9 protein-coding genes and 2 pseudogenes are annotated in these 12,190 nt (G+C 36.5%); 5 read left to right on the plus strand and 6 right to left on the minus strand.

Annotation, left to right across the window (positions count from 1 at the left end; translation table 11 throughout):
• Positions 1-395: 395 nt before the first annotated feature.
• Positions 396-650, plus strand: a pseudogene (locus F6K18_RS07160) (transposase).
• 109 nt (positions 651-759) lie between these two features.
• A complete protein-coding gene (locus F6K18_RS07165) occupies positions 760-1,071 on the plus strand; it encodes a transposase (RefSeq protein ID WP_375341297.1) in 312 nt (103 codons plus the stop codon).
• 494 nt (positions 1,072-1,565) lie between these two features.
• Here F6K18_RS07165 and fdxB read toward each other — a convergent pair whose 3' ends face one another.
• Together fdxB and F6K18_RS07180 are read right to left on the minus strand one after the other, a co-directional pair.
• Positions 1,566-1,865, minus strand: a complete 300-nt coding sequence (gene fdxB / locus F6K18_RS07175) for a ferredoxin III, nif-specific (protein ID WP_124146397.1) — start codon at positions 1,863-1,865, stop codon at positions 1,566-1,568.
• 943 nt (positions 1,866-2,808) lie between these two features.
• Positions 2,809-4,608, minus strand: a complete 1,800-nt coding sequence (locus tag F6K18_RS07180) for a PAS domain S-box protein (protein ID WP_287519759.1) — start codon at positions 4,606-4,608, stop codon at positions 2,809-2,811.
• 579 nt (positions 4,609-5,187) lie between these two features.
• Between F6K18_RS07180 and F6K18_RS07185 the strand changes: the two genes are divergently transcribed.
• The 3 genes and pseudogenes from F6K18_RS07185 to F6K18_RS07195 all read left to right on the plus strand — a co-directional run bounded on the left by F6K18_RS07185 (position 5,188) and on the right by F6K18_RS07195 (position 6,468).
• Positions 5,188-5,346 (plus strand): hypothetical protein, encoded by a 159-nt coding sequence (locus F6K18_RS07185; RefSeq protein WP_287519761.1) that lies wholly within the window; start codon positions 5,188-5,190, stop codon positions 5,344-5,346.
• A 112-nt stretch (positions 5,347-5,458) separates the two neighbouring features.
• Positions 5,459-5,938, plus strand: a pseudogene (locus F6K18_RS07190) (adenylate/guanylate cyclase domain-containing protein); the annotation flags it as partial.
• A 215-nt stretch (positions 5,939-6,153) separates the two neighbouring features.
• Entirely contained in the window at positions 6,154-6,468 is a 315-nt protein-coding gene (locus F6K18_RS07195) for a hypothetical protein (RefSeq protein WP_287519762.1), read from the plus strand.
• Between the two features lie 69 nt (positions 6,469-6,537).
• Here F6K18_RS07195 and modB read toward each other — a convergent pair whose 3' ends face one another.
• From modB to modA, 4 genes are all read right to left on the minus strand, one after another.
• Entirely contained in the window at positions 6,538-8,448 is a 1,911-nt protein-coding gene (gene modB, locus F6K18_RS07200) for a molybdate ABC transporter permease subunit (protein ID WP_287519763.1), read from the minus strand.
• A 743-nt stretch (positions 8,449-9,191) separates the two neighbouring features.
• Positions 9,192-9,521 (minus strand): hypothetical protein, encoded by a 330-nt coding sequence (locus F6K18_RS07205; RefSeq protein WP_353735026.1) that lies wholly within the window; start codon positions 9,519-9,521, stop codon positions 9,192-9,194.
• 454 nt (positions 9,522-9,975) lie between these two features.
• Positions 9,976-10,302: a class I SAM-dependent methyltransferase gene (locus F6K18_RS07210; protein ID WP_287519765.1), complete on the minus strand. Its 327-nt coding sequence runs from the start codon at positions 10,300-10,302 to the stop codon at positions 9,976-9,978.
• Positions 10,303-11,059: 757 nt separating this feature from the next.
• Positions 11,060-11,875 carry a molybdate ABC transporter substrate-binding protein gene (gene modA / locus F6K18_RS07215; protein ID WP_287519766.1) on the minus strand — a complete coding sequence of 272 codons (816 nt, stop codon included), beginning with the start codon at positions 11,873-11,875 and terminating at the stop codon, positions 11,060-11,062.
• Between the last annotated feature and the right edge of the window lie 315 nt (positions 11,876-12,190).

Consider the following 12,190-nt stretch of genomic DNA (forward strand, 5'->3'; position numbering starts at 1 on the left):
ATTAATTATTGAATTTTTTGGTGAGTTTTGATTGTTGAAAGTTTTGGTATTTTTTGATGGTGATTGCCTCTCGAACACATAGTCTATTCTGAAATTATCTTTTTGGTCATTTGTTACAAAAATTAGATGCGTTTTCCCTGTGAGGGAGAAGGGGTAGGTATGCGGAGCATACCTACCCCTTCTTTAAAAAGAATTATCATTATTTTAAAAGGAAAAATCAATATTTTAGACAGTTATTTAATCCTTAAAACTTTTATCAAACAATAGTTTTGAGCTGCTTGTCACCCCGTGATAACAGAGAGGAAGTTTAACGTTTTGGCTCTCTCCAGAGGTGATGGAGCAGTGGCTCAACCCAAAGAAAACAGGTACCTATAGTGATATAGCTACCCTTGTTAATGGCTACACTACAATGTTTATTTAGGTTAGGGGGACGGCAAACTGAAGGATTTTTGGCATCAATATTTGCCCTTATGGCAGTGGATTTACCAGTACCAGATCATAGCACTTGATCTCGTCGCCTTCTGAGACTGAGCATAGAGATACCAGTAGTGCCAGCAACAAAAGCCATGCACCTAGTAGTAGACTCTACAGGAGTCAAAGTATATGGGGAGGGAGAATGGAAAACTAGGGCATTGCATAGTGACGAATGATTTTATATTTTTGATGAACAGGATTTTGGATTTGATAATTGCTAGAATGACTAATTAATGGTTTTTTTTAGTTAAAGTCTAAACTAATTTTTGGTAATATCATTCCATAATGTGCAACCCTAAAACTAGAGTTCATGATGTAGGTAAAGGTCGGACATGGCGTAAGCTTCATCTAGATGTCAATGAGGCCACCGGAAAGATTGTCACAGCCGTTGTCACAACCAATGATGTGAGTGACGACCAAGTATTTTCTGACCTATTAGAAGTCCTAGAAGGTGAGATAGAGCAAGTTTCAAGTGATGGGGCTGAGGCCCATGATAAATATAAATGCTTAGAGACAGCCCACAAACGAGAGATAAAAACGACTATTCCACCACGCAAAAATGCTGTAATATCATGTCCGCTGGTATCGTTTGTGTAAAACCAAGGGTGAATATCTACAGGGAATTTACGTTTTTTTCAAGCTTTTAAGCCTTCTTCCCTCTTCACTTCTTCCTTCTTTCTTACCTTCACGCTTACAATACCGATGCTACTGGACATGATATAATTAAACAGCATGGCAACTGTAAAACCCAACCTCTTCCCAGGGATAATAATCTCAGACGAATTCGCCAAATAGGACGCAACAGATGGAAGCATGAAAGTGGATACCATCGACGCTCTCTATCAGTTTGCGTAGCATTCCGTAGGAAAACCAGTATGTTTAGGCTCAAAGCTTTATTTGGGGGGAAGTTGCGAAGACGGTTGTTTGACAATCAAGCAGTGGTTTCGCACTTACCAAATTTTCATGATGACATAGTTGCACAAAAAAAGTCAGGGAGTTCAGACTTTAGGTGAATAATTTTACTAATACACCTAAAGCTGATACTCCACAAACTTCTATATTAATATTTCTGAGTTGACATTCTTCCGAACTCATACAGCTGCAGGAGCATGAGTGAAGCATTTCTTACCACAAATGTTAGCGCAAGCTTCACATCCGATACAGTCATCTGCATTAGTAATAGTCATTACTTTCCGTAATACTTCATCATCATCATCATCATCATCATCCACAAATTCTCCATGCTCGTTGATGGGTCTAAGTTCTAGAACATTTCTATGACAAACTTTAAAGCAACGACCACAACCTAGGCATTTATTCATGTCAATAGATTCGACATACTGAGGAGTCCAAGCTGTACCACCTTTAGTTAAAGCTGTTAATGTTGCCATTGGTTCTTCTCCTTAATTAATAGACTGAATGTTTTGTTTTGTTTGCTTTGTTCCATCTTTTTATATAATAGCTATTTCCTCTAGCAAAAAAGTATTTTTTTATACTTTTTTCAGGTTTTTTGTAATATTTGATTATGACTTTTTTTGTGTGTTTATTTATTAGAAAATATTTGCAATTATCCCTAGAGAGATATACCTATAAACCGTCAAGGTCTCTATATAAGTTTTGACGATATTTTTGGTTGAATTGAGACAATACCAGCAAATAAAATGGACTATTGATATTACTTAAGTTTCGTCAGATACTGGTAATAGAAATTATGAATATAATTAGTGTGCTTTAACACAGTTATAAATTATTTTATGAAAACTAAATAGTAGGATATTGAAGTTGAATACTCTATTGTTTAAAACTTCAAATAGTTTGATGTTCGTAGCTACTCTTCCGTTACGTTTTGAGTGTTAGGAAGCAGATTTTTCTAAGTTGTCTGAGTTTTAAGCTTTTTATATTTCCTAACAGTAATGGCGACTGCGATAATTAGACTCTCAAACAAACATATTTACCCTTCAAGTTTTTCGGTTTTCAACTGTACCGTAGGGCATGGGGAAACAGGCTTTTGATAGCATTTGCGCAGCATTCCCATAGGAAAGCTCATCTGTTTGCGGAGCATTCCGAACGAAAAGAGGCAATAGAGTAAACCCTTGGGGAGAGAACCATCTGTGGATTAAATATTGCAAGGTTTTAAGTTTAAGTGGACTCAATGTTGGTGCAGCCTTGCGGAGCGTAAACCAAGAATCCTGGTTTCAGGAGAATCTCCGTGTCTGCCTCTTTCAGAGGAGCTGCGCTAACAGGTCGGAGAGTATGTCAATACTTCTACCCCTAGCTAAATTGTTTAGATTTGGTATTAGGTTTGGGAGCAGCTTTTTCCACATATTACCTTCTTCAATTTCCAGCCTTAACTGGAATTAATATTTCAAATAATGTACCTTCATTTTGATTAGATATACATCTCAGTTTTCCCCGATGTTTTTCGACAACAATTTGGTGAGAAATTGATAGTCCTAGACCTGTACCCTTGCCCACTGATTTGGTTGTAAAAAACGGGTCAAAAATGCGATTTTGAACAGATTCGCTAATACCACGCCCATTATCAGAAAGGGAAATTTTCACAAAATCTTGATTTACTCCTGTTTCTGGCTTTTGAGATATTTCTGTTTTTATGGTAATAATTCCCGGTTCTTTTTGTTCTTCAAGAGCATCTATGGCATTAGCAATAATATTCATAAATACTTGATTCAACTGACTAGCATAACACTCAATATTGGGTAAATTTCCATAGTCTTTGAGTAATGTTATTTCTGGTCTTTTTTCTGTAGCTTTGAGACGATGTTGTAAAATTAATAAAGTGCTATCTATACCAGAGTGAATATCTACTTTTTTCATCTCCGATTCATCTAAGCGAGAGAAATTTCGTAAAGATAAAACTAACTCTCTAATTCGATTAGCTCCTATATTCATTGATTCGACCATTTTAGGCAAATCTTCAATCAAGAAATCTGCTTCACACTCTTCAGCAAAATCTTGAATTTCTGGAATCGGATCTTGATAGTTTTGTCGATACAAATTTAATAAATGTAGTAGATCTCTAATGTAGTTATTTGTATGAATAATATTGCCGTATATAAAGCTAATTGGATTATTAATTTCATGGGCAATACCAGCAACCATTTGACCTAGACCAGACATTTTTTCTGCTTGTACTAATTGAGCTTGAGTCTTTTGCAATTCTTTTAAAGCTTTTTCTAATTGCAATGCTCTTTCTCGTTCGCGTTTTTCTGATTCTCGTAGTGCAATTTCCCCTTGTTTTCGTTCTGTGATGTCGCGAATAATTGCTAGGACTTCATCTTTACCACTTTTGACATAACGAGCTTCATAATGATAGAGGTTATAATTAATAATAGTAGAATATTCTGCTGCTTGCACTTTATCAGTGCTGAGAGTAAGCTTTAAATAGTGTCGAGCCCAAATAGCTAAATCTTGGGGAAATATTTCTTCTATAGTTTTCCCTAGTACTTCTGATGCTTTGGGGGCATTTTCATCATCTTTTGATGGGTAGAAGTCGAGAAAAACTCCTTTTGAGTCAAGGCGTAACATTAAGTCGGGAATAGCATGGAGAAGACTATGGTTGCATTTTTGACTTTCTTGTAGTGCTTCTTCTACTCTCTTGCGTTCGGTGATATCAAATCTAATGGCTAAGTATTGATAAGGTTGTCCGAGGTCGTTTAAAAAAGGAACGATAGTTGTATTAACCCAATAAGAACTACCATCTTTAGCCTTATTTTTAATTTCCCCTCTCCACACACGACCAGAGCTAATAGTAGACCACAAATCTTTAAAAAACTTTGGGGGATGATATTTAGAGTTAAGCAAACGATGACTTTTTCCGATTAATTCTTCTCTAGAATATTGAGATATTTCATAAACTTTATCATTCACATATTGAATAATACCTCTTTGGTCTGTAATGGCAACGATCGCTGCTTGATCTATAGCAAATTTAATATCAGATAGTTCTTTGAGGGTTTTCCGCAGTATTGCTTCTAGTAAGCGACGTTCTGCTATTTCCTGATTGTGGCTAGTTAAGTTTTGTAAATCGTGATTTTTTTCAATGAAGGATGCTACCATCTGATTGACCTGGTAATTTTCATAATCAGATTGATTTAGCACTTGATTAGTTTCCATTGGTTTTTGTTACTCCTGGTTGGATTTTGATGCACTGCTAATATTTCTAACTCCACTTTCAGGTTGAGAATTATTTGTAGCTTTTTTGGCTCGCAACCTGTAAATGTGAAGCTAGTTCCGATCTAGCGACTTAATTTTGGTGAATTAATTTTTCAGCTTAAACATATGAAATGCTTATATTAATATTAAGAGGATATAATTTTTCTACCTTAGAGTTTAGTTAAATTGATTACTAATTTCTCAATCTTTAGGTAAAAATTTATTGCTGATTATTAAAAACATTTAATATAAGTATAAATATTTAATGCAGTTATTCTGGATACTTAAATTTCTTTAAAGGCTTGTTTACAACCTCGGAGAGGATTATTTAAAGCTTTTTTTTGTTATACCCTCCCTATTTGAGTTAGATTTACTGGGAACAAAAAATCTTTTAAAGCGTCCCTAGTTATTAGAGATTTATTTATTAATTTTTGTAAAATTAGCTACAAAAAAATAATCTTTTTGAGTGTAGTCAAAAGAATATTTAGCAAAGCTCAAAATATTTCTTGATTTGAGACTATAAAAATACTAATTTTCTAAATGGAAAATGCCAGATTGTATGATGCTTGTCAGAGTTTTATTCCGGAACAGTTTCTCAGCTTTTTAGAGAAAAAGAGCATTGTGAATTTGAAATTGGGCGATCGCTTGGAACGAGAGATAACGGTCTTATATCATGTCCGGTTGAATAGTGATAAATAAATAACTACGGAGGAGTCAGGAGTCAGTCCTCAGGAGGGAAGAAAGAAGAAAGAAGAAAGAAGAACTGGAGTTGAAGGAGAAAGTTTTTTTGATAACTAATTATCCGGACATGATATTATTCTCGGATATTCGCGATTTTACTACCATCTCCGAACAGATGACTCCAGAGGAAAACTTCGCTTTTATTAACCAGTATCTTAGTTATATGGAACCCCAAATTCAAAAATATGGCGGATTTATTGATAAATATATTGGTGATGCTATTATGGCTCTGTTTCCCAATTCTGCCGACGATGCGGTTCAAGGGGCGATTGCTATGCTGGAACAGTTGAAAACATACAATTCAGAGCGACAACAAAGGAATCTAAAAGCAGTTCATATTGGTATTGGTTTGCATACGGGTACGTTAATTTTAGGAACTGTAGGCGGATTTGGACGCATGGACGGAACTGTGATCGGGGATGCAGTGAATCTCTCATCCCGAGTGGAAGGGTTGACCAAAACTTATGGAGTTTCCTTTTTAATTACCCATCAAACTTTGGCACCTTTGAATAATCCCTTGGAATACGACTTGCGATTTATCGAACAAGTGATATCAAATCCGGTAGCATCGGTGTAATTAGATAGTTAATCTAGGAGGACCGAGTCAGTCCTCAGGAGTCAGGAGGGAAGAGAATGCGCGAAACATTTGCTCTTGGATGAAGATGAAAATTTTTTTTATACCGAACCCGAGCGGATTTGATATGAAAGCTAAAGGCAAGGGATTGCACATTAAAGAATGATAATAGATTTTAAACTGTACATATATTGAGGAAAGAATTATCCAAAAATATCTACTTTCGGATTTTATCATTATTGTGCAACGCCAAAGGCAAAGCTAAAGCTGTTGGTTTATTTGAAGTCTTTTCTGCCGACCCGCCAGAATTAAGGGATATGAAAATTGCTACGAAAGAGCAATTTGAAAGGGCAGTATTGTTATTTCATCAAGAGTTATTTCCACAAGCAGCAGATTTATTTCAAGAATGCGTGAGATTTGGTGAGGGCGATCGGGTTGTCTGTAGTTATCTCGAACGTTGTCATCATCTTGAAGAAGGCAGAGGGCAAAAGGGAGTAGGAGAGTGAGGGAGTAGGGGAAATGGAAGCATTATATCAATAATTCACCTTCCTCATTCTTCCTTCTTCCTTAAAATATCAATAATTCACCTTCCACCTTCTTCCTTCTTCCTTCCACCTTCTTCCTTCTTCTTGCTTCCTTCTTCCTTCTGCTATAGAAGTTCCTTCTAGTAACAATAAACGCGAGGGTTGAAGACAAACCTGCCAAGGAAAAGAACGATTTTTAATTTGATGCCATTTTTCCTTAAATACTTCTGCTTGTAAATGGTAGTCAAAGGCATTTTTTGCAGGTTGATATAATTTTAAGTACAAAGTGACTCGATGTTGAGTTTCACTAATAGCTGCTAACCAACAAGGAAAAGTATTAGGTTTGTTTGACTCCTCACTAAAAGTAATCTGGTGAGCGCGAATGCCAACATGAGAAAAAGATTCTGGAATAGGTTCAATTATATCAAGACTGCATCCCCACTCAATAGCTTCTATTTTTCGGTTGTCAATTATTACTGCTTGAGAAAAGTTCTTACAACCAGTTAACTGAGCAACTCTTACACTGGTAGAATATTCAAAAATGTCATGTTTGACACCGTGAGCAAGAGTAATTCCATCATCGACTACTAACAAATTTTGGCAAATTCGGTAAGCTTCCTCTAGGTTGTGAGTCACTAATAAAGTCACTCCTTGATAATTTTCTAGGGTAGCAATAACCAATGTTTCAATCTGATGGCGCAGGTGGGTATCTAATGCGGAAAAAGCTTCATCTAACAACAAAGCATCGGGTTGACTTGCTAATGCTCGTGCTAAAGCTACCCGTTGTTGCTGACCTCCCGAAAGTTCATCTGGATATCGTTTGCCATATCCTGGTAACTGCACTGCCAATAGATAAGCTTCCACTTGTTGTTTAATTTCTGTGGATGATAAACCTTTGGGCAAACCAAAAGCAATATTTTGTGCGACAGTCATGTGGGGGAAGAGAGCATAATTTTGAAATAGATAACCAACGTGGCGATCGCGACTAGGCAAATTAATTTTCTGTTGCGAATCAAATAATACTCGTCCATTTAAAACAATTCGTCCTCTTGTGGGAGTTTCCAAACCAGCAACGCAACGTAAAATCATGCTTTTACCAGCACCAGACCCTCCTAATAACCCCAATGGTTTGTTATTAGCATTGAAACAAACATCCAACAGAAACCCAGGCAATTTTTTCTGGATATCTACTAATAGATTTTGTGAATTTGTGTGGGAGTTTAGTCTCAAAGGTTGTGTTTTGACTACAGGTACAGAACGCACATCTATAATTTGCTTTTCTGTTTTTTTTGCCCTACGTTTTTTGATTTTAGATTCTGACCAATAGTTGACACCAGTTATTACTCCTAAAGATATGGCTAAAATTACTAATACCCAAGCAAACGCTTCATTCATATTCCCACTTTCGGAAGCAAAGAAAATAGCTATCGGAATAGTTTCTGTTTTCCCAGGAATACTACCTGCCAACATTAAGGTAGCGCCAAACTCACCAAGCGATCGGGCAAAAGCTAATAATGTCCCGGCAATAATTCCTGGTTTTGCCAAGGGTAACAAAATTCGCCAAAATACAGTCCATTCAGAAGCACCTAAAGTTCTAGCACAAGCAAGGAGACTGGTATCAATTTGAGTAAAAGCTGCCATTGATGTTTTGTACATCAGGGGGAATGAGACCACAGTAGCTGCAATTACGGTGGCAGACCAAGTGAAAATCAATGTTATCCCCATTGATGAGAGTAGCTGACCGAGGGGACCGTTTCTACCAAATAATAATAGTAATAAAAAACCTGTTACGGTTGGGGGCAATACTAGAGGAGATGTGAAGATGGCGTCAATTATACCTTTGCCTTTACCACGATATCCGAGCATCCAACGTGCTGCTGCTATGCCGAGAAAAAAGGTGATTGTTGTAGTGACTGCTGCAGTTTTTAGGGAAATCCAAGCAGGAGATAGGTCTAAGTTCATTATTGATGTTGAAGAAGGTTGTAGGTTAATTATTTAGTGGTAGGTTAATAAAATAATGGTTGGGAACTAGGGTAGGCAAATCTGAAATTGAGGTTATTCTGTTTCAGAACTTTAATAGACCTCTCCAAAAATGCCAATTTTATTAGGGCAATATACAGGTTTCAGAATCTTTTCTAGAGATGTCTCAGTGGCTATCCATAATTACTTTATATTTTTATATTTTCTATCTTTTTTCCTGGCATAAACTGTTTTGTTGACTACAAGATAGAGAAATATTTGATTTCTTTAGGGAAAAAAATAGGAACTTTCCTGCCAAAGTTCCTAGATAAAAATTTATTTATTACCAACGCTCAAAATTATGATATAATTAGCGAAATTTGTTAAGCTGTGTATTTAAACGACTTATTGTTGTGTACCTCGTTAAAGGAAAAACCTTATTACTTCATTTTATGAAATTGGTATACAGCGCTTTTGAGATTGATAAACCACATCGCCACAACCAAAACCCTGTAAGGGCGAATGGCCATTTGCCCCTACTGTTGTCTACCCAAATGAAAACCGCTGTAAAGCCTCCCCTTTTAAGGGGATAACAAAAGAGAATATTTCAGATTTCAATCCAAATGCTTTCCTACGGAATGCTGCGCAAACAGCTAGAGGTACTGATAACTGATAGCGGGGTTGTGCGACCCATATTATTTTCATAAACCCGGTTTCTTGTTTGGGTGCGTAAGTCCTGATTTTTTTTAGCGATGAACAATAGTTCCTACCTGTTCACCATTTACTGCCGCAATAATATTATCGGGGTCAAGACCATTAACAATCTGGACCTGGCTTATTTGTCGGGAATAATCAAGTAAATCTAACAAAATGCGTTCAAATGGTAAGCTAGCAAAATCACCTTTTCTCACTTCCTCTGTGGAAATTTCTGAGATAAAGTTTGCATCTTTATTGATATTAGGATCTCGATCGTAAAGTCCATTTACATCTTTAACCAAAGTTACACTTTGACACCCAAAGCATTCTGCCAACAAAAATGCACCAGAGTTGCTACCATGAGGAGGAATGCGTCCAATAGCAGGAGGATGTTCCCATAATGAATATGGAGGAACTCCTTTGACATCCTCCCCGGCCTAAAGGCACAGGGATTCCTACCGAGCCATAGCTCCTCGGCGGGGTAAAAATCACTCCAGGAACACTACGAATAAATAGGGGTAATTGAGATTTAATTTTTTAGTGTTTGATTTATTGTTTAGGAGGAATAAAAAAGCCTTCAAGGATGTAAGCTTCTTCTGATTCAATAGAGGTTTCTAAGCTATTAAATTTGGTTTTTGCCCAAATTTCTAATTCTGTGAGAACAGATTCTTTAACGGCTATTGGCGGATTAATTCCAGCTAATCCTGATTTTTGCTGCCAGCTATCAATAGATTGTTTCGGGGTATTATTTACTTGCCAACTGCTAACTTTAATAGGATCAATTTTTGTTGAATTTCTGTCTATAAATAGGTCGCTAAGTTGGCTATGTTTTTGTTATTTTTGACGTTGCGATCGCCCATATTCATGGAGAAGATTACGCATTTTTTTTCGCATTGTTTCTCTAGCGCTATCCGGCTGTCTTTGAATTCTGCCAATGAGAAAAACTGCCCCTTGTCTGTCAGCAATACGAAAGCTTTCATTGACAATATGTTCTAGTTCAAGTAAATGAATTGTTCGGGAACTAAAAATAACTTTCGTACTACTATCAGGCACTGGTAAAACCTGATTAGCATCTGCTTGTTTTAACTTCCAATTTTGTTGTTTATTATCCAACTTTTGGCGGAATATGTCAAGCATTTGTTCGGAAATATCAAGCCCCAAATATTGACAGGATGACTAAATTAACCACTCTCCAATTATACCTGTTCCTACACCAATTTCTACTATTAAATCATTGGGTTGTACTTGGGCGATCGCCAGTATTTTTTCAGCAATGGCACCACAAATTTCTGGGGATAATCCTGCTCGCGAATCGTAGCTTTCAGCTTGATAATCAATTGGAAAACTCCCCCCTTGGAAAAGGGGGCAGAGGGGATATAAAACTGTACCTGATAGATTAAAGAACTGCTATATTGTCAAACTCTTATTGTTAAATATTGATTATTTTCTCTCTGAAGTATCCTAGTTAAATCCTCTATCTAATTTTATATAAACTTGATGTCAGTCTGATGATAATTTTGGTTGGTTACTGTTAGGAAATCAAACTGTTTCAAGGACAGTAAAAGGGTTTGCTAGTTCGGAAAATCCTGAACCATCAGCGCAACCACAGTTGAGGGTTACTTATATTGAAAAGTAGTAGAAGTGATCGCATAAATTGTTATATCAAATCCGGTTAAATAACCTCACAATCAATAGACATCTCCAGAAAAGAGGGAGTAGGGGAAAGAATCAATTATCGCACAGAAATCATCAATTATTTCCCCAGTTTCCTACTCGTTATATAGAATCCCGTTATACAGTATATGTTTATAATTCTATCCACACTTTCTCGCCTTCAATCTCTCCACCTCCCCTTCTCCCCACACTTCCCACACTCCCCACCCCCAAATATATGATAAGTATTCAACCGGATTTGATATTACTCCCTCTTTTCTAGTGTAATAAAACCATATTTTTCAAACACAGCTTTTGCTTCTGGAGTAAACATAAATTCTTCTAGCTGTTTAGCCGCTTCAATATTTTTACTATCTTTAATTACTGCAATAGGATAAACTACTGGTGTATGAGAATCATCAGGTGCATTAGCAACAATTTTTACTGCATCTGAAGCGTTAGTATCTGTACGATAAACAATGCCAGCATCAACATTTCCTGTTGCTACATAATTGAGAACTTGGCGCACATTTTTAGCAAAAACTATTTTCTTTTCAAGTGCTTCATAAATACCCAAAGAAGTTAGGACTTCTTGGGCATATTTTCCTGCGGGAGAGGTTTCTGGTTCGCCAATGGATATGTTTTTAATAGTGTCTTTTGTTAAGTCTTGAAATGTGTTAACTGCAGCGGTATTTTCTGTAGGAACTATTAACACTATTTGATTTTTCAGGAGGTCGCGACGACTTTCATCTATTATTAGACCTTTTTCTTGCAAAATATTAATATGGGAAGGAGATGCGGAGATAAATAAATCTACTGGTGCTCCTTGTTCAATTTGTTGTCGTAGAGAGCCGGAAGAAGATAGGTTTAAAGTTAAAGAAGTATTGGTATTTTTTTGTTCATAAATAAGCTCTATCTCTTCCATTGCATCTTTGAGGCTAGTTGCTGCTGAAACTGTTAAATTTATTGTTGAAGCATTAAGCTCAGAAGATGAATTATCCCTAGTTTGGCTACAACTAATTGTTAATAAACAGGAAAGTATAGCCATACAAATTAAGACCAGAATTCGATTTTTTTTCATACCTATTACTCCAATTTTTAATTTTTATCAAAATTGTTAATATTGTAGAGGTTTTTGTTAATTTTGTCGGAGTAAATAAATTAAAATTTGGATATAGATATAAAAATTAGCGCTCTTATGGTAGGGGGTTAACGGCCGTTAACCCCTACACCGCTGTAACAGTGTATAATTTCGTCTTTTGTGTAAGTCCGTAAGCATTCAGCCGTCAGCTATCAGCTAGCCTCCTATCGGAGGAACTGCGTTAACAGCTATTGCTTTTGATGTGGCTTTAAAGCTGTATTAACTGAGCTAGAATTAATCTTACTACAAAAGTCA

The organism is Okeania sp. SIO2C2 (assembly GCF_010692625.1).
Taxonomy (GTDB): Bacteria; Cyanobacteriota; Cyanobacteriia; order Cyanobacteriales; family Microcoleaceae; genus Okeania; species Okeania hirsuta.